General features: G+C 63.5%; 20 protein-coding genes. 14 read left to right on the top strand and 6 right to left on the bottom strand.

Going from position 1 to position 17,977, the window contains the following annotated elements:
- The first annotated feature begins 89 nt into the window (after positions 1-89).
- From cbiB to SM130_RS15640, 7 genes are read left to right on the top strand one after another with little or no spacing between them, the layout of a single operon-like run.
- On the top strand, positions 90-1,001 hold the full coding sequence (gene cbiB / locus SM130_RS15670) for an adenosylcobinamide-phosphate synthase CbiB (RefSeq protein ID WP_102825119.1): 912 nt from the start codon (positions 90-92) through the stop codon (positions 999-1,001).
- On the top strand, positions 994-1,983 hold the full coding sequence (gene cobD, locus SM130_RS15665) for a threonine-phosphate decarboxylase CobD (protein WP_102825120.1): 990 nt from the start codon (positions 994-996) through the stop codon (positions 1,981-1,983). The genes cbiB and cobD overlap by 8 nt, the downstream gene beginning before the upstream one ends.
- On the top strand, positions 1,980-3,437 hold the full coding sequence (locus SM130_RS15660) for a cobyric acid synthase (RefSeq protein ID WP_102825121.1): 1,458 nt from the start codon (positions 1,980-1,982) through the stop codon (positions 3,435-3,437). Before cobD ends, SM130_RS15660 begins: the two co-directional genes overlap by 4 nt.
- Before the next feature lie 2 nt (positions 3,438-3,439).
- On the top strand, positions 3,440-3,958 hold the full coding sequence (gene cobU / locus SM130_RS15655) for a bifunctional adenosylcobinamide kinase/adenosylcobinamide-phosphate guanylyltransferase (protein ID WP_102825423.1): 519 nt from the start codon (positions 3,440-3,442) through the stop codon (positions 3,956-3,958).
- A complete protein-coding gene (cobT, locus tag SM130_RS15650; protein ID WP_102825122.1) occupies positions 3,958-5,007 on the top strand; it encodes a nicotinate-nucleotide--dimethylbenzimidazole phosphoribosyltransferase in 1,050 nt (349 codons plus the stop codon). Before cobU ends, cobT begins: the two co-directional genes overlap by 1 nt.
- Positions 5,004-5,588, top strand: coding sequence for an alpha-ribazole phosphatase family protein (gene cobC / locus SM130_RS15645; RefSeq protein WP_102825123.1), 585 nt, complete (start codon positions 5,004-5,006; stop codon positions 5,586-5,588). The genes cobT and cobC overlap by 4 nt, the downstream gene beginning before the upstream one ends.
- Positions 5,589-5,607: 19 nt before the next feature.
- Entirely contained in the window at positions 5,608-6,339 is a 732-nt protein-coding gene (locus tag SM130_RS15640) for an adenosylcobinamide-GDP ribazoletransferase (protein ID WP_102825124.1), read from the top strand.
- Here the strand turns inward: SM130_RS15640 and SM130_RS15635 are convergent.
- Positions 6,336-7,271, bottom strand: a complete 936-nt coding sequence (locus SM130_RS15635; protein WP_102825125.1) for a LysR family transcriptional regulator — start codon at positions 7,269-7,271, stop codon at positions 6,336-6,338. The two genes, SM130_RS15640 and SM130_RS15635, sit on opposite strands and share 4 nt — an antisense overlap.
- 129 nt (positions 7,272-7,400) lie before the next feature.
- Here SM130_RS15635 and SM130_RS15630 point away from each other — a divergent pair, with 129 nt between their 5' ends.
- Positions 7,401-7,805, top strand: a complete 405-nt coding sequence (locus SM130_RS15630; RefSeq protein ID WP_102825126.1) for a RidA family protein — start codon at positions 7,401-7,403, stop codon at positions 7,803-7,805.
- Between the two features lie 6 nt (positions 7,806-7,811).
- On the opposite strand, the gene modC is transcribed toward SM130_RS15630, so the two are convergent.
- The 3 genes from modC to modA are packed head-to-tail and all read right to left on the bottom strand — an operon-like array spanning position 7,812 to position 10,349.
- Positions 7,812-8,909: a molybdenum ABC transporter ATP-binding protein gene (modC, locus tag SM130_RS15625; protein WP_102825127.1), complete on the bottom strand. Its 1,098-nt coding sequence runs from the start codon at positions 8,907-8,909 to the stop codon at positions 7,812-7,814.
- Positions 8,906-9,586 (bottom strand): molybdate ABC transporter permease subunit, encoded by a 681-nt coding sequence (gene modB / locus SM130_RS15620; protein ID WP_102825128.1) that lies wholly within the window; start codon positions 9,584-9,586, stop codon positions 8,906-8,908. Before modB ends, modC begins: the two co-directional genes overlap by 4 nt.
- Before the next feature lie 4 nt (positions 9,587-9,590).
- Positions 9,591-10,349: a molybdate ABC transporter substrate-binding protein gene (gene modA, locus SM130_RS15615; RefSeq protein WP_102825129.1), complete on the bottom strand. Its 759-nt coding sequence runs from the start codon at positions 10,347-10,349 to the stop codon at positions 9,591-9,593.
- Between the two features lie 147 nt (positions 10,350-10,496).
- Between modA and SM130_RS15610 the strand changes: the two genes are divergently transcribed.
- On the top strand, positions 10,497-11,045 hold the full coding sequence (locus SM130_RS15610; RefSeq protein ID WP_102825130.1) for a glutathione peroxidase: 549 nt from the start codon (positions 10,497-10,499) through the stop codon (positions 11,043-11,045).
- A 48-nt stretch (positions 11,046-11,093) separates the two neighbouring features.
- Here the strand turns inward: SM130_RS15610 and SM130_RS15605 are convergent, their stop codons facing one another.
- Both SM130_RS15605 and SM130_RS15600 read right to left on the bottom strand, forming a co-directional pair.
- Positions 11,094-12,341: an OmpP1/FadL family transporter gene (locus SM130_RS15605; RefSeq protein ID WP_102825131.1), complete on the bottom strand. Its 1,248-nt coding sequence runs from the start codon at positions 12,339-12,341 to the stop codon at positions 11,094-11,096.
- Positions 12,342-12,536: 195 nt separating this feature from the next.
- Positions 12,537-13,382 (bottom strand): sulfurtransferase, encoded by an 846-nt coding sequence (locus SM130_RS15600; protein ID WP_102825132.1) that lies wholly within the window; start codon positions 13,380-13,382, stop codon positions 12,537-12,539.
- A 140-nt stretch (positions 13,383-13,522) separates the two neighbouring features.
- Between SM130_RS15600 and rnd the strand changes: the two genes are divergently transcribed.
- The 5 genes from rnd to ltaE all read left to right on the top strand — a co-directional run bounded on the left by rnd (position 13,523) and on the right by ltaE (position 17,854).
- Positions 13,523-14,647, top strand: a complete 1,125-nt coding sequence (rnd, locus tag SM130_RS15595; RefSeq protein WP_102825133.1) for a ribonuclease D — start codon at positions 13,523-13,525, stop codon at positions 14,645-14,647.
- Complete coding sequence (locus SM130_RS15590; protein WP_102825134.1) at positions 14,644-14,937, top strand: YcgL domain-containing protein; 294 nt, start codon at positions 14,644-14,646, stop codon at positions 14,935-14,937. The genes rnd and SM130_RS15590 overlap by 4 nt, the downstream gene beginning before the upstream one ends.
- A 102-nt stretch (positions 14,938-15,039) precedes the next feature.
- Positions 15,040-15,489, top strand: coding sequence for a YcgN family cysteine cluster protein (locus SM130_RS15585; RefSeq protein ID WP_102825135.1), 450 nt, complete (start codon positions 15,040-15,042; stop codon positions 15,487-15,489).
- Between the two features lie 73 nt (positions 15,490-15,562).
- The gene (locus SM130_RS15580; RefSeq protein WP_102825136.1) at positions 15,563-16,783 is read left to right on the top strand and encodes a hypothetical protein; all 1,221 of its coding nucleotides are present in this window, start codon (positions 15,563-15,565) and stop codon (positions 16,781-16,783) included.
- Between the two features lie 54 nt (positions 16,784-16,837).
- On the top strand, positions 16,838-17,854 hold the full coding sequence (gene ltaE, locus SM130_RS15575) for a low-specificity L-threonine aldolase (RefSeq protein ID WP_102825137.1): 1,017 nt from the start codon (positions 16,838-16,840) through the stop codon (positions 17,852-17,854).
- Positions 17,855-17,977: the final 123 nt, after the last annotated feature.

The raw sequence follows: 17,977 nt of genomic DNA, 5'->3' as shown, positions 1-17,977 counted from the left end.
CAAGGGGCACAGCGCATCGGTTGCGGTTTCAGTAAGGGGAGGCGCTGCGCGCCGCGCCTGATTGTCGGCGCCTGTGCGGAGCGCCAGGGTTGAGCCTGTTTCTATTGGTCGCTGCAGCGCTGTTGGTGGATGCGCTGCTCGGCGAGCCGAAGCGGGCGCATCCGCTGGTGGCCTTCGGGCGTCTGGCCGATCGCCTGGAGCAGCATTTCAACGGGCCTGCGGCGCGAGGCTGGCGCAGCCACGGTGTGACCGCCTGGTGCCTGGCGGTGCTGCCGCTGACATTGCTGGCCTGGCTGCTCAGCCTGCTACCCAGCATCGGCTGGCTGGTGGAAATCGTGCTGCTCTACCTTGCGCTTGGGCTGCGCAGCCTTGGCGAACACGCGCTGCCGGTGGCGCAGGCCCTATGGCGGCATGATCTGCCCGAGGCAAGGCGCCGCGTCGGCTGCATCGTCAGTCGTGACACCACGCAGCTGGACGAGGAGGGCGTGGCCCGTGCGGCCACCGAGTCGGTGCTGGAAAACGGCAGCGATGCGGTGTTTGCCGCCCTGTTCTGGTTCATCGTTGCGGGGGCGCCCGGTGTGGTGCTGTATCGCCTGAGCAACACGCTGGACGCCATGTGGGGCTATCGCAACGAGCGCTTCGAGCGTTTCGGCTGGGCGGCGGCACGTATCGACGACGTGCTCAACTATGTGCCAGCGCGGCTGGTTGCGCTGACCTATGCATTGCTTGGACGCACCCGTCGTGCGCTGCGTTGCTGGCGTACCCAGGCGCCGCTCTGGGACAGCCCCAACGCCGGCCCGGTGATGGCCGCCGGGGCTGGGGCGCTTGGCGTGGTACTGGGCGGCGCCGCGATCTATCACGGTGAGGTGCATGCGCGTCCCGAACTGGGACGAGGCCAGGTGCCGCAGGCGCGCCATATCGAGCACGCACTTGATCTGGTCTGGGGGGGCGTTGGCGTGTGGCTGTTGGCGCTGCTGTTCTGGGGCTGGCTGTATGCTTGAGCACGGCGGGCGCCTGCGGGCGGCGGCGCAGCGCTATGGCATTGCGCTGTCGGATTGGCTGGACCTTTCCACCGGGATCGCCCCTTATCATCTGCCGTTGCCATGCATTCCCGATAACGCCTGGGCGCGTCTGCCGGAGACCGATGATGGCCTCGAAGCTGCGGCTCGGGATTACTACGGCGCGCGCGCTGTGCTGCCGGTGGCCGGCTCGCAGAGTGCCATCCAGGCCTTGCCTCGCCTGCGCAGGTCGGCGCGGGTTGGCATCGTTTCACCGTGCTATGCCGAGCATGCCGAGGCCTGGCGCCGTGCCGGCCACCGTGTTGTCGAGCTGTGCGAGGCCAGCGTGCCGCGTGCGCTGGACCACCTCGACGTGCTGGTGGTGGTCAATCCGAACAATCCCACGGGCCAGCTGGTCGCGCCGCAACGCCTGCTCGAATGGCGCAGCGCGCTGGCAGCCTATGGCGGCTGGCTGATAGTGGACGAGGCGTTCATGGACTGCACGCCACAGCACAGCCTGGCCGAACACAGCCACCTGCCTGGGCTGATCGTGCTGCGTTCGTTCGGCAAGTTCTTCGGTCTGGCAGGCGCGCGGCTGGGCTTCGTTCTCGCCCATGCCGGCCTGCAGCGAGCGCTTGCCGAGCTGCTCGGACCGTGGACGGTGAATGGTCCGACGCGACAACTGGGCGCTGCGTTACTGGCTGATCAGGAGGCCCAGCAGCGTCAGCGCGAATGCCTGCTGTGCGATGGCCAACGTCTGGTCGACCTGCTGCGTCGGCATGATCTGGCGCCGCTGGGCGGTTGTGCTCTGTTCCAATGGTGGGTCAGCGCCGATGCGGCGTTGCTTCACGACTTCCTCGCCCGTCGGGGCATTCTCACGCGTCTTTTCGCTCAGCCTTCCAGCGTGCGCTTCGGCCTGCCCACCGATGTCGGCTGGGCGCGCCTGGATCAGGCCCTGCAGGCTTTTCGGGAGCAACATCCATGACCACGCTGATGGTGCAAGGCACCACCTCCGATGCCGGCAAGAGCACCCTGGTAACAGCGCTGTGCCGCTGGCTGGCGCGCCAGGGCGTTGCTGTCGTGCCGTTCAAACCGCAGAACATGGCGCTCAACAGCGCGGTGACTGCCGATGGCGGCGAGATCGGCCGGGCCCAGGCGGTGCAGGCTCAGGCTGCGGGGCTTCTGCCGCATACCGACATGAATCCGGTGCTGCTCAAGCCCAACAGCGACACTGGTGCCCAGGTGATCATCCACGGCCGCGCGGTGACCAGCATGGACGCCGTGGCCTACCACGGCTACAAGCGGGTGGCGATGCAGGCCGTGCTGGCCTCACACCAGCGTCTGTCCACGGCGTATCGCGTGGTGATGGTCGAGGGCGCAGGCTCGCCTGCCGAGATCAACTTGCGCGCTGGCGATATCGCCAACATGGGCTTCGCCGAGGCGGTGGACTGCCCGGTGATCCTGATCGCCGACATCGACAAGGGCGGTGTCTTCGCGCATCTGGTCGGCACCCTGGCGTTGCTCTCGGAAAGCGAGCAGGCGCGGGTGCAGGGCTTCGTCATCAACCGTTTTCGCGGGGATATCGCGTTGTTGCAGCCCGGCCTCGATTGGCTGGAACAACGCACCGGCAAGCCGGTACTGGGCGTGCTGCCGTACCTGATGGATTTCCATCTGGAAGCGGAGGATGCCATTGACGCGCGCCAGTCCGGCAAGGCCAGCGACGTGCTGAAGGTGGTCGTGCCGGTGTTGCCTCGCATCAGCAATCACACCGATTTCGACCCTCTGCGCCTGCATCCGCAAGTCGACCTGCAATTCATCGGCCCCGGCCAGAGCATTCCCGCCGCGGATATGATCATCCTGCCCGGCTCGAAAAGTGTGCGCGCCGACCTCGCCTGGTTGCGCGCCAATGGTTGGGAGGCCGCGATCCATAAGCACCTGCGCTACGGCGGCAAACTGCTGGGTATATGCGGCGGGTTGCAGATGCTCGGCATGCGCATCGCCGATCCGCTTGGCCTGGAAGGCCCGGCTGGAACCAGCGAAGGGCTCGGCTTGCTGGATTTCGAGACCGTGCTGCAGGTGGACAAGCAGCTGCGCAACGTCACCGGCCGACTGCTGCCCGAAGGCGTGCCGCTGAGCGGTTACGAGATTCATGCAGGCATCAGCAGTGGGCCGGCGCTTGAGCGACCCGCGGTGCAGCTGGACGACGGCCGCTGCGATGGCGCGATCAGCGCCGACGGACAGGTGCTCGGCACCTACCTGCACGGCCTCTTCGAGCGGCCCGAGGGCTGTGCTGCGCTGCTGCGCTGGGCCGGCCTCGATGCAGTGCAAACCGTCAATTATCACGCGCTGCGCGAGCGCGATATCGAGCGCCTGGCCGATCTGGTCGAGGCGCATCTGGACACCGCGCGGCTGCGCGAACTCTGCGGGCTGGGGTGCTGAGCATGCTGGAACTGATTCTCGGCGGCGCCCGTTCGGGCAAAAGCCGCTTTGCCGAGCGCCTGGCCGTCGAGAGCGGCCTGGCGGTTACCTATATCGCCACCAGCCAGGCGCTGGATGGCGAAATGGCCGAGCGCATCGTCCATCACCAAGAGCGCCGTCCTGCACACTGGTCGCTCGTGGAGGAGCCGCTGCAGCTGGCGAAAACCTTGCGGCAGCAGGCCGCGGCGGATCGTTGCCTGCTGGTCGATTGCCTGACCTTATGGCTGACCAATCTGCTGATCTTGGACGACCCGGCGCGCTTCACCGAGGAGCGCGATGCCCTGCTCGAGTGCCTGGCCGAACTGCCAGGGCGGATCATTCTGGTCAGCAATGAAACCGGTCTTGGCGTGGTTCCGCTGGGTGAGTTGACCCGGCGTTATGTGGACGAAGCCGGCTGGCTACACCAGGCCGTGGCGGAACGAGCGCGGCGGGTGGCCTTCGTGGTCGCCGGGCTGCCGATGATCTTGAAGGGAGCGCAGTGATGCACGATTGGTGGAATGGACCCTGTCAGCAGCTTGACCAAGGTTTCGCGACACGGGCGGCGGCTCGCCAGGACCAGCTGACCAAGCCGCGCGGTGCCCTCGGGCAGCTCGAAGCGCTGGCGATTGCGCTGGCGGCCATGCAGCGCAATGAACGGCCGCAAGTCGAACGGCTGCATGTCAGTGTGTTCGCCGGCGATCACGGCGTGGTGGAAGAGGGTGTTTCTGCCTACCCGCAATCGGTGACGGGGCAGATGCTGCGCAATTTCGTCGGCGGTGGTGCGGCCCTCAGCGTGCTGGCGCGCAGATTGGCTGCGCCGCTGGAGGTGATCGACCTGGGCACCGTGGAGCCACTGCAACTGGATGGCGTAAGCCATCTGCGGCTCGGCCCGGGCACGGCAAATCTGGCGCGTGAAGCGGCAATGAGCGAGCAACAGTTGCATGCGGCACTGGCTGCCGGCCGCGACAGTGCACAGCGTGCAGCGGAGCGTTCGGCGCAGTTGTTCATCGGCGGGGAAATGGGCATCGGCAATACCACCAGCGCCAGCGCGCTAGCCGCCGTGCTGTTGCCGCGCTCGCCGTTGACGCTCGTCGGGCCGGGCACCGGGCTCGATCTGACCGGCGTTCGGCACAAGATGCAGATCATCGCTCATGCGGTCCGGCTGCACGCCGAGCACTGCGGCGAGCCGCTCGAGGCCTTGCGCCGGCTGGGCGGCTTCGAGATTGCGGCGCTGGTCGGGGCTTACCTGAGCTGCGCGCAAAGCGGTATTCCGGTACTGGTCGATGGCTTCATCTGCAGTGCGGCAGCGCTTTGCGCGGTGCGCATGAATCCCGGCTGCCGGCCCTGGCTGATCTTCGCCCATCGCTCCGCCGAGCCTGGTCACCTGGCGGTACTGGATTCACTCGGTGCATCGCCGCTGCTCGATCTCGGCCTGCGCCTAGGCGAAGGTAGCGGGGCGGCGTTGGTAGTGCCGCTGTTGCAGCAGGCCTGCGCTCTGCACAACGAGATGGCGACGTTCGCTGAGGCTTCGGTATCGGATCGGCCGGTATGAGCACGAGCATCGAACTGCTACGGCACGGCGAAACCGAGCGAGGGGGCGGCTTTCGCGGCAGTCTCGACGATCCTCTGACGCCGCACGGCTGGCAGCAGATGCGCAATGCGGTTGGCGACGCCGGTCCATGGGACATATTGGTCAGCTCGCCGCTGCAGCGCTGTGCCGCATTCGCCCGCGAACTCGCCGCGCAACACGGCCTGCCGCTGCATCTTGAACCGAACCTGCGCGAACTGCATTTCGGCGACTGGGAAGGCCGCAGCGCGGCTGAGCTGATGCAGGGCAGCGCCGAAGCGCTCGGCCTGTTCTGGGCCGATCCATACGGATTTACGCCGCCTGGCGGTGAGCCACTGGCACAGTTCGAGGCGCGCGTGGTGGCGGCTATCGAGCGTTTGCAACTTCGCTTTGCCGGGCAGCGCTTGCTGGTCATCTGTCATGCCGGCGTGATGCGATTATTGCTGGCGCGAGCACAGGGACTCGCTCGTGAACGTCTACTGGAAGTGGTGGTAGGTCACGGTGAATTGTTGCCGCTAGAACTGGCGCCGCCCGCCGAACCTGCTGAAGACCCGAGCACGCGATGAACTCCACGCCGGAACAGCCATGCTGCCACTACTGACTGCACTGCAATTTCTCACCAGCTTGCCGATCCGCCTGCCGGGAATGCCGACGCCGCAGCAGCAGGGTCGCTCGTTGCTGTATTACCCCGTGGTGGGGTTATTGCTGGGCGCCTTGCTCTGTCTGGCAGCGCTATTGCTGGGGGGCGCGATGCCCTTTTTGCAGGCGGCCCTGTTGCTGACATTATGGGTGGCACTGACCGGCGCCTTGCACCTCGATGGCCTGGCCGACAGTGCCGACGCCTGGCTCGGGGGCTTCGGCGACCGCGATCGCACGCTGGAGATCATGAAGGATCCGCGCAGCGGCCCGGTCGCGGTGGTGGCGCTGGTGCTGTTGTTGCTACTCAAGTTCACTGCGTTGCTGGCGTTGTTGCAGGCGCAACAGTATTCCGCTCTGTTGCTGGCGCCACTGCTGGGGCGTGCCGCGCTGTTGGCGCTGTTTCTCAGCACGCCGTACGTACGGCCCAATGGGCTTGGTCATGTTCTGGCGGCGAATCTGCCGCGTACCTGGGCGCAGGGCGCGCTGCTGCTGGTGGCGACTGGATGTCTGCTGCTCGGCAGCAACGGGCTGATCGCCCTGTCGTTGGCTGTCGTGACGTTTTTGCTGGTGCGCCGCGCGGTGCTGCGCCGCCTCGGCGGCACAACCGGCGATACCGCCGGCGCGCTGCTGGAGCTGGTGGAGTGCGCGGTGCTGGTGGGGCTGGCGCTTCAGCTTTAGCCGTCTACTGCTGGGTGACGGTCGAGCACGGGCGCATGCTGCGCCATCAGCGCGACGACCCAATCGATGAACACCCGCAGCTTGGCGCTGACATGTCGATTCGGCGGGAACGCCAGATACAGCGGCATGTCATCGAGTCGCCAATCTTCCAGCAGTGCCAACAGCTCGCCGTGGGCCAGGTGCGTTCTGACCATGTACTCCGGCAGCCAGATGATGCCCAGCCCGGCCAGCCCCGCGGCCAGGCAGGCGTTGCCATCGTCCACTACGAGCACGTAGCGGCCGTGCACCTGAACCTGCTCGTTCTGCCGCTGCATTACGTACGGGGTGGGTTTGCCGGTGCGGCCCCAGAGAAAGCCGACGACGCGGTGGTGGTTGTTTTCCAGCTCGCTCGGGTGTGTCAGCACGCCAGCGCTTTCGAGGTAGCCAGGGGCCGCGTAGACGCCAAGGCGTAGGTCGCCAACGTGGCGGGCGATCAGTGACTGATCGGTGATCTCGCCACCGCGCACCACGCAGTCCACGTTCTCTCCGATGAGATCCACCCGCCGATCACTGACGCCCATGTCCAGCTGGATATCCGGGTATCGCGCATAAAAGGCCGGTAACGCCGGAATCAGGATCATCCGCGCCAGTGGGCTGGGAACATCCACGCGCAAGCGTCCTCGGGGCACCGCCGCGGCGCCAGACAGACTGGTTTCGGCGTCGTCCAGGTCCGCCAGCAGACGCAGGGCACGGTCGTAATAGGCGGCGCCGTCGGCGGTGACGTTGACTTTGCGTGTGGTGCGGTTGAGCAGCTTGACGCGAAGCCGCGCCTCAAGTTGCTGGACCTGCTGGGTGACGCTGGTCTTGCTGATGCGCAGTGTCTCGGCGGCCTTGGTGAAGCTGCCGGTTTCCACCACGCGCACGAAGGCCTGCATGGCATCGAAACGGTCCATCGCAACTCCCAGATTGTTTGGAATATGCAAACAGTGTTGAGCGGGCTGGCGCGTTTATCCAGTGGTGCGTGGCCTCTACAGTGACGCCTTCGTTCAACGGATCGCCTAGATCCTCGCTGGAGGTTGCACATGACACCGCGTGACGTTGTTTTTCCGCCCGGACGCCAGGCGCTCTATGAGCGTAATCGCTATTCCCCGGCCATCCGCAACAATGGCTTACTGTTCGTTTCCGGTCAGGTCGGCAGCCGCGAGGACGGCTCACCCGAACCGGAACTGGAAACGCAGGTGCGGCGTGCGTTCGATAACCTGAATGCGATTCTGCAAGCGGCGGGTTGTACGTTCGACGATGTCATCGACGTCACCGTGTTTATGGTCGATCCGCAAGCAATCTTCGAGCGAGTCTGGAGCGTCGTGCCGGAATACTGGGGCGCTGCGCCGCACCCGACGCTGACAGCCGTTGGGGTTACCTGGCTTTACGGCTTCCAGTTCGAGATCAAGGTGATCGCCAAGCTGCCGGAACCGGCCGCGGCTTGAGCCCGCTCAGCCCAGCAGCGCCACCGTCTTGATCTGCGCCCACAGCGCCTGACCGGGAGTGATGGCCAGCTGGTCGGCCGAGCGTCGGGTGATGCGTGCCAGCAGCGGCGTGCCGCCGGCATCGAGGCGGATCAATACGTGGGCCGGCGTATCGGCTGCAACCATTGCCTCGACGCGTGCGGGCAGGAGATTGGTGATGCTGCTGCCTTCGGCACGCTCCAGTGCCAGGCTCACATCCCGCGCGTGGACGCGAAAGCGCAGGCGTTGGCCCAGGGCTTCAGGGCGCTGCGATACCAGCACCTCACCGCCGGGAAAGCTCAGTTGGGTCAGGTGGTACTGGGCGTCGTGCCCGGCGACCTGGCCTTCGATCACCACACCTGCGTCATCACTGAAGGCGGTCGGCAAGTCCAGCCTCGCCAGCGTCTCACGCAGTTCGCCCTGGGCGATGGCACGACCCTGCTCCAGCAGCACGACGTGATCGGCCAGCCGCGCCACTTCGTCCGGCGAGTGGCTGACGTAGAGCACGGGGATATCCAGCTCGTCGTGCAGTCGTTCCAGATACGGAAGGATCTCGTTCTTGCGCTTGAGGTCGAGCGCGGCCAGGGGTTCGTCCATCAGCAACAGGCGCGGACTGGTCAGCAGTGCACGGGCGATGCCGACGCGCTGGCGTTCGCCGCCGGACAGTCGGTCGGGCATACGCTCAAGCAGGTGGTTGATTCCAAGTAACTCCACCGCTTGATCCAGGACAACACGTCGCTCCCTCGTCGCCACGCGGCGCATGCCGAATTCAAGATTGCGCTGCACCGATAGGTGGGCGAATAGGTTGGCCTCCTGAAATACGTAACCAATGGAGCGACGGTGCGGTGGCACGAAAACGTTCTGCGTACTGTTCTGCCAGCGTTCGCCGTTGACGGTCAGCTGCCCATCGCTGGCCCGCTCGAGCCCGGCCACGCAGCGCAACAGGGTGGTCTTGCCCGAGCCGGAATGGCCGAACAGCGCGGTCACCCCGCGGCCAGGCAGCTGCAGATCGACGTCCAGACTGAAGTCGGCATAGTCGAGGCGAAAACGTGCCTGGATTCCGCTGTTGGTTGCAGCGTCGCTCATCCGCGCCACCCTTGCTTTAACCGGCTGCCATAAAGCACCAGCAGCACCAGGAAGGAGAACAGCAGCATGCCGCCAGCCAGCCAGTGGGCCTGGGCGTACTCCATGGCTTCGACATGGTCGTAAATCTGAACCGAAACCACGCGGGTCTGACCTGGAATATTCCCACCGATCATCAGCACAACGCCGAACTCGCCGACGGTATGGGCGAAACCGAGGATGCTGGCGGTAATGAAACCGGGGCGGGCAAGCGGCAGGACCACGCTAAAGAAGGTGTCCAAGGGGCCGGCGCGCAGGGTGGCAGCCGCTTCCAGTGGGCGTTCACCAATGGCTTCGAAGGCGTTCTGCAATGGTTGCACCACAAATGGCAGGGAGTAGAACACCGATCCGACCACCAGCCCGGCGAAGGTGAATGGCAACGTGCCAAGGCCGAGGCTCTGGGTGAACTGGCCGATAAAGCCGTTTGGCCCCATGGCAACCAGCAGATAGAAGCCCAGCACCGTCGGTGGAAGCACCAGCGGCAACGCGACCACGGCCCCGATCGGTCCCTTCATTCGCGAAGTGGTGCGCGCCAGCCACCAGGCGATGGGCGTGCCGAGCAGCAACAGGATCAGCGTGGTCACGCTGGCCAGTTTGAAGGTCAGCCAGATCGCTGCAAGGTCCACGCTGTCCAGCGGCATGTTGCTACTCCAACCCGTAGCCGAACGAGCGGATCAGCTCCTGGATCGGGGGCTGCGCCAGGTATTCCATCAGCGCCTTGGCCGCCGGGTTGTCCTTCCCCTTGGTCAGCAGCACGGCTTCCTGGCGGATCGGTGGATGCAGGTCGGCCGGTACGATCCAGCCCGAACCAGTGACAATCTCGCCGTTCTTCGCGACCTGGGATAGCGCGATGAATCCCAACTGGGCGTTACCGCTGGCTACGAACTGGTGAGTCTGGGCGATATTTTCGCCCTGTACCAGTCGGCCACGCAGGGTTTCGGCGAGACCAAGATGCGCCAGCGTCGCCTGGGCGGCCGCGCCATAGGGTGCGGTCTTGGGATTGGCGACGGCGAGGTGGCGAAAATCGCCCTTGCGCAGCAACTCAGGGCCGTCCTCCACCAATCCGGCGGTGGGCGACCACAGCACCAGGCGACCGATGGCGTAGGTGAAGCGGCTAGCGGGCACGGCTGCGCCTTCCTGCTCAAGGCGCCCCGGCGTCGTGTCATCTGCCGAAAGCAGCACCTCGAATGGCGCGCCGTTGCGAATCTGTGCGTAGAACTTGCCGCTGGCGCCGAAAGCGAGACGCGCCTGATGGCCCGTGTCGTGCTCGAAGCGTGCGGCGATCTCCTGCATCGGTGCGGTGAAGTTGGAGGCGACTGCAACCTGCACCTGCGCTGCAAACGCATCGCCTACAGGCAACAGAAGTAGTGCCATGGCGTAACGGAACAGTCGGAATAGGGACATACAGCCTCGTTCGGTGCGGAGCGACTGGCCGCATCATATTGCAGTTTGGCCGCGCAGTGATTGACCAGACGTGCTTAGGCACGCGGGGGCATTGTCGCGAGCAAAGCTGCGGAGTAGCGTGGTGAGCCCGCGACCGGAGATCTGGCCATGAATATCACTCGTCCACTGGCGACACTGGTGCTGGTCTTCGCCAGCGCCTCGGTAGTTGCCGCCGAATGCCCGGCGCTGCTGCAGCACGAGCTGCCCAAGCTGCGCTCCAAGGAAACCGTCGATCTGTGCAGCCAGTTCCAGGGCAAGGCCCTGGTTGTGGTCAACACCGCCAGTCATTGCGGATTCACCGGGCAATTCAAGGGGCTCGAAGCGCTCTATCAACGCTACAAGGATGACGGATTGGAGGTGCTCGGCGTGCCCTCGGACGACTTCTTCCAAGAGGCCGATGACGAGGCCGAGACGGCCGAGGTCTGTTACGTGAACTACGGCGTGACTTTCAGCATGACCCAGACTCAGCCGGTGCGCGGGCGAAACGCCACGCCATTGTTTCGCGAGCTGGCCGAACAGGCCGGGGCGGCGCCGCGCTGGAATTTCTACAAGTATGTGATCGATCGGGAAGGGCGCGTCGTCGAGTATTTTTCCAGCAAGGTGAAGCCGGATGATCCGCGTCTGATCGCGGCGGTGGAAAAGGCGTTGAAGCGCTAGAACGAAAAAAGCCCCGGAGAACCGGGGCTTTTTTTGTCTATTGCTACGTTAGAAGCGGTAGCTCAGAGCAGCACCGAAGCCATGGGCGCTGTTTTCATAGGTGGCGTTGTAGGTACCCCGAGTCGGGCTTTCGCGGCGAATCTTAGTGTCTTCTTCCCAGAGATAGGAGTACGCCAAGTCGACGGTCACATCATCCGTAGGGTTCCAGGCTAGCCCGACGCTGACGGCAGTACGGTCGCCGGTAGGAATGCGCGGTGAGCGATGCACGTTATTGGTTGGACTTTGATCAAAAGCCAAGCCGCTGCGCAGTGTCCAGGTACGGTTCAGCTTGTAGGCGGCACCTATCGCATAGGACCAAGTGTCATGCCAGTCCTGTTCTTCCACAATTGTCTGCACGGTTGAGGGGAGCAGCGAGGGCATGCCCTCATTCTCAATTACGATGGCTTCAAAGCGGCTCCAGCGAGTCCACATCGCACCGGCATAGAGCGTCCAGTCGTCATTCAGCTCGTGAGTGACGGACACATCAATGGACTCAGGGGTGGTGAGATCGAGCGAGGCGTCATATTTGCCGACGAAGGGTCCGAAGCCGGCTCCGGACAGCTGTGTGTCGCCTTCCAGCTCGAATTCCACCTTGGAATGGTAGGTAACGCCCATACGTGTCTGTGGACTGAATTCGTAAAGCACGCCTGCGTTGAAGCCCATTGCAGTGTCGTCGCCTTTTACTTTGACGCGGCCACCGTTAAGGGTCGCGCTCTGCAATTCGCCGTCGATTCGATTGAAGGTAGGGCCGAAGCCGATCGACAATTTATCGTTAAATCGATAGCTGACAGTCGGCTGTACGGTGATCACGCGTACTTCGCTGTAATCGCCAAAGTAGCGACCCTGAAAGCCGTTTTCGTAATCGGTGATCATGCCGAACGGTACGTAGATGCCCACGCCGGCAGCCCATTTATCATCAAGCGGCTTCACGTAATAGCCCATGGGGACTGCAGTAAACGGGACCATGTCGCCGTCGTTACTTCCGGTCGGGACCGGTGCGCTGCTCGCGTCTTTAATATCCGTCTTCGCATGAATTGCCGCCATACCGAAGCTGACTTCTTCGCGCTTGAGGCGAGACATGCCGGCCGGGTTGCCAAAGAGGGTGGTGGCGTCGTCGGCGGAAGATGAGCGGCCTGCGAACGAGGTGCCCATGCCACTGATGCTCTGTTCATTGAGGGCAAAACCGGCCGACATGGCCTGGGTGGACAAGGCGCCTACGGCTACCGCGAGCGCGGTCTTCAACCATGTTGTTTTCATTGTTCTACTACTCCGGGATGAAAGCGGGTCGGAACCTAGCAACTTTTTCGGACAGGTAGCAAGACAATGAATTGCAATTTTTCGTAAAGATGGCGACTAACGGTTGTGAAAACAAATGTAATTTCGCTGAAAACTACACAGGCGCAATCTGACTGGCTGGCCACGCTGCGCATGGGCGCAGCGGGGTGCTCGGTATCAGGCGCGAGGGCGGTTCGGGTCGGTTATCCACTCGCTCCACGACCCTGGATACAGCCTCGCCAGCGGGTAACCGGCCAGGCACAGTGCAAATAGGTTGTGGCAGGCGGTGACGCCGGAGCCGCAATAAGCCACAGCGGCCTCGGGCGGGTTGCCGCCGAGCTGCTGAGCGAACCTGTCATGGAGTTGCGCGGGCGAGAGAAAGCGGCTCTTGGCGTCCAGATTCTCGGTAAAAGGTGCGCATACCGCGCCGGGAATATGCCCGGCAACCGGGTCGATGGGTTCCACTTCGCCGAGGAAGCGCGGCAGTGCGCGAGCGTCGAGCAGTGTCAGTTCGGCGCTATCCAAATGCTCCTGCAGCCATCTGGCGTCCGCGGTCATGCTGGTGTCGGCAGTACCGGAAAAACTGCCGGGCTTGCCCGCTGGTATCGCGTCGTCCTGCGGCAAGCCGGCTTCCTGCCAGGCTTTCAATCCGCCGTCGAGCAGGTGGATACCTTCGCGTTTACCCAGCCACATCAGCAACCACCACGCCCGTGCCGCGAATGCGCCGGGCCCGTCGTCATAGAGCACCAGGTCGCTGTGCTCATCGAGCCCCCATTGCCGCAAACGTGTCAGCAACCGCTGCGGATCGGGCAGTGGATGCCGGCCAGTTACGCCAGGAACCACCGGGCCGGACAGATCCTTTTCCAGGTCAGCGAAGCGCGCGCCGGGGATATGGCTCTCTAGGTAACTGCGTTCGCCATAGGCCGGATCTTCCAGGGCGAAGCGGCAATCGAGGATAAGCAGGTCGGGCTCATGCATGCGCTGGGCAAGCTCTGCGGCGGTAATGAGTTGGGCGAGTGGCATCGAACGACTCCAGAGCGGATTGTTGCGCAACACTACCAGCGTGTGCGCCGGCCATGAATGCCCCGGCCGGTAGGGTGCTCGATATATACTGCGCGCCTCGTTCGGCCGCGCGCCGGTCGTCAGCCGAAAAGGAGGGCCGTGTGGCCATCGAAACTCAATGGGTTCTGGATGATGAGCATCTGACCCGCCTGTGCGCCGAATGGCGCCAGCTGCCCTATGTGGCGGTGGATACCGAATTCATGAGGGTCGATACCTTCTATCCCATTGCCGGGCTGGTGCAGGTCGGTGATGGACGGCGCGCCTATCTGATTGACCCACTTAGCGTGCGCGATTGGTCCGCGTTCGCCAGCGTATTGCAAGAACCGGCCGTGGTGAAGGTGCTGCATGCTTGCAGTGAGGATCTCGAAGTGCTGCTGCGCCTGACTGGCAGCCTGCCGCTGCCGCTGTTTGATACCCAGCTGGCGGCTGGTTACCTGAACATTGGCTTTTCCATGGGGTATTCACGGCTGGTGCAGGCGGTGCTCGGCATCGAACTACCCAAGGGTGAGACGCGCTCGGATTGGCTGCAACGGCCATTGAGCGATATGCAGGTGCAATACGCCGCCGAGGATGCCCAGCATCTGGCTGAGCTTTACGAAGCACTGTTGCCGAAGCTGTCCGACGACAAGCGCGCCTGGGTGCTGGAGGATGGGGCCGAGCTGGTGGCCAATCTGCAGCGTGAGTCCAACCCGGACGAGGCCTATCGCGACGTCAAGCAGGCTTGGCGGCTCAAGCCCCAGCAGCTCGCTGTACTGAAAGTGCTGTCTGCCTGGCGCGAGCGGCAGGCCCGCATTCGCAACCAGCCGCGCAATCGCGTGCTGCGCGAGGCCAGCCTGTGGCCGCTGGCGCGTACGCAGCCACGTGATCTGGTGGTGCTCGCGCGCATTGAAGACATGCACCCACGTACCGTGCGTCAAGACGGCGAGGCGTTGCTGGAGATGATCCGCCAGGCGGCGGCAACGCCCGAGCAGGGCTGGCCGGCACCGCTGCCGGAACCATTGCCTCTGGAGGTTTCGTCAGTACTGAAGAAATTGCGTGCGGTTGGTCAGCGCGAAGCGCAGGCGCTGGATATTGCACCGGAGCTGATGCTGCGCAAGAAAACGCTCGAAGCGCTGCTCAAAACTGGCTATCCCGACGGTCCCTATCAACTGCCTGATTCGCTGCGTGGCTGGCGCCGCGAGCTGATGGGGCAGGCCCTGCTCGAAGTTCTGGAAAAACAATCATGAAGTTGATCTGCTCCATCTATAAAAGCCCGCGCAAGGACGGTATGTACCTTTACGTGGAAAAGCGTGAAGCGCTCAAGCGTGTGCCTGAGGGGTTGCTCGCCGCATTCGGCCCTCCGCAATTGGCATTCGAAATGGTTCTGACGCCTGCTCGGCAGCTGGCACGCGAAGATATCGCCACGGTACTGGCCAACATCCAGAACCAGGGTTATCACCTGCAGATGCCGCCGGCGGAGGATGACTACATCGAGCATCTGCCGGAGGAACTGCTGCGCCGTAATGATCCGATGTGATCGGCTTCCCAGCGGGCCGGTGTCGTCCGGTCCGCCTGCCGGCTATTGGCCGGATATCCGGCAGTGGCTAGACTTGCCAGTTTTATCGGTAGTGACAGTCACATGGCGGCCAAAGTCGAACCCTTCTGGATGCGCAAAACCCTCGCCGAACTTGACCCCGTCGAGTGGGAGTCGCTGTGCGACGGTTGCGGCCTCTGCTGCCTGCAAAAGCTCGAGGACGAGGAAGACGGTGCCGTGTATTACACACGCATCGCCTGCAAGCTTCTCGACCTGAAGACCTGTCAGTGCAGCGACTATCCGAACCGGCGCGCAAGTGTGCCGGACTGCATTCAGCTGAACGCCTCCGATGCCGCTCAGTTCAAGTGGCTGCCGCCGACCTGTGCCTATCGTTTGGTGGCCGAGCGCAAGGATCTTCCGCTTTGGCATCATCTGGTCTGCGGTGACCGCGAGGCCGTTCATGTCGAGCGGATCTCCCAATCGGGCAGGATGCTCGCCGAAGGCAGCGTCGCCGAGGAACATTGGGAAGACCACCTGATTTTCCGTGCCGGTTGAATCTAAGCCTCGCTCGCACCGTCTCAAGACCAGCGCCGCCCCTCGCGTTTACCGATCCCTGGAGTTCTCTTCGATGTTCGCTCGACTGCTGTCGCTGTTTGCTCTAATTCTTTTTGCCAGCGCACAGGCTCAGGCTGCCAAGACGGTGGATCTGGACTACCACGTGCGTTTTCTTCCTGAGGAAGACCAGGCGGTGGTGCAGTTGATTCTGGAGAAAGGCGAGGTGGTTCGTCGCCTGCAGTTCAATCTGGGTGACGAGGGCTACTACAGCGACTTCGAAGCAGACGGCGAGTGGGAGCAGGAAACACCGGAGCAGGGAACCTGGCGACCCGCTCCAGGCAAGGCTCGCCTCAGCTATCGCGTGCGCATTAGCCATCCTCGTAGCAACGGTCGCTTCGATGCGCGGATGACCAGCGATTGGGCGTTATTTCGCGGCGATGATCTGGTGCCGCCAGCGCGGCTCGATCAAGTGGATGGCGTGAAGCTGGTATCGCGAATCACCTTTGAATTACCCGAGGGGTGGAAGAGCATTGAAACCGGCTGGCCGCGTATTGGTAAGAACCGCTTTCGCGTGGAAAACCGCGAGCGACTGTTCGACCGCCCGACCGGTTGGATGCTCGCCGGCAAGCTCGGTACCCGTCGCGCCAGGCTTGGCGAAACGGATGTGACCGTCGCCGCGCCAGTGGGCGAGGGTGTGCGCCGTATGGATATCCTGACGATGCTGACATTCGTCTGGCCTCAGGTGCAGAACGTTTTCCCGCGCGACCCGGCGAAGCTGCTGATCGTCGGTGCTGGTGACCCGATGTGGCGGGGCGGCCTGTCCGGGCCCAATTCTTTGTACATGCATGCCGATCGCCCCCTGGTAAGCGAGAACGGCACCAGCTCCCTGGTACACGAGCTGGTACACGTCTTCAGCCGCATCAAGGACACCGATCGCAGCGACTGGATCAGCGAAGGCCTGGCCGAGTACTACGCCATCGAGCTGGTACGGCGTGCCGGTGGCATGAGTGAGGATCGCTACCAGGCGGTGCGTGAGCATCTGACCAAATGGAGCCGCAAGGTCGACAGTCTGCGCACCGAAAATTCCACCGGGGCGGTGACTGCCCGCGCGGTTCTGCTGTTGCAGGACCTGGACAAGGAGATCCGTCAGCGCAGCAAGAGCCGCCACTCGCTCGATGATGTCAGTCGTGGATTGATGCGCATGGATGTGGTCAGCACCGATGACTTCATCGCCATGACCGAAACGCTGTTGGGCGGTGGCTCGAAGGTGCTCAACACCCGTCTGCTGCGCTGATCGCGTCGTCGACTTCGTTGCTGGTCTGATCCGCTTGCTTGCAGAGGTGACTTCATGAATGACATCGATCTACGCAGCGACACCGTCACCCAGCCTACCGCCAGGATGCGCGAAGCGATGCTTCGCGCCGAAACCGGCGATGATGTCTACGGTGAAGACCCGACCGTGAGCCGCCTCGAGCGGCAGCTGGCGGGAGATCTCGGTTACAGCGCAGCGATGTTCGTGCCGTCTGGAACCATGAGCAATCTGCTGGGCCTGATGGCGCACTGCGAGCGTGGCGACGAATACATCGTTGGGCAGCAAGCGCACACCTATAAGTACGAGGGTGGCGGCGCGGCTGTGCTTGGCTCGATCCAGCCTCAGCCCATCGAGATGGAAGCCGACGGAACGCTGGATCTAGGGCGTGTCGAGGCAGCGATCAAGCCGGACAATTTCCACTTCGCCCGCAGCCGTTTGCTGGCGCTGGAAAACACCATGCATGGCAAAGTGTTGCCGCTGGACTATCTGGCCGCTGCACGCGAATTCACGCGTCAGCGCGATCTGGCGTTGCATCTGGATGGTGCGCGGCTGTTCAACGCGGCAGTGAAGCTTGGTTGCGATGCGCGCGAAATCACCCGTCATTTCGATACGGTGTCGGTGTGCCTCTCCAAGGGCCTGGGCGCGCCAGTCGGTTCGGTGCTATGCGGCAGCGATGCGTTCATCGCCAAGGCTCGACGCCTGCGCAAAATGGTTGGCGGCGGTATGCGCCAGGCCGGGATCCTCGCGGCTGCTGGCCTTTACGCGCTGGAGCACAACGTAGAGCGTATGGCCGACGATCATCGCCGCGCAGAGTGGCTGGGCAGCGAGCTGGCAGCGCTGGGCTTTGTCGTAGAGCCGGTGCAGACCAACATGGCCTACGTCGACGTAGGGACTCAAGCGACGGCGCTAACGGCTTTTTGCGCGCAGCGGGGCATTCGCTTGGCGCCTGCGGCGCGGCTGAGGCTGGTCACGCATATGGACCTGCACGACGAGCACATGCCGGTGGTGGTGAAAGCGTTCGCCGATTTTGCAAAAAACATGGGTCGCGGCTGACGTCGAATTGCTTGATTCAATCGCCTTTATCCCCTATACCCGGCGCGCAGGGCCGATATAATGCGGCCCTTTGCCGGCTATCCGTTTGGGTAGTTGCGAACCGGCCTTCGGTGGTCCCGCCTC

The organism is Stutzerimonas stutzeri, from assembly GCF_038561965.1.
Classification (GTDB): domain Bacteria; phylum Pseudomonadota; class Gammaproteobacteria; order Pseudomonadales; family Pseudomonadaceae; genus Stutzerimonas; species Stutzerimonas stutzeri_AA.
Note: the sequence above shows the minus strand (reverse complement) of the source record. Positions and strands in the feature narration are given on the sequence as shown.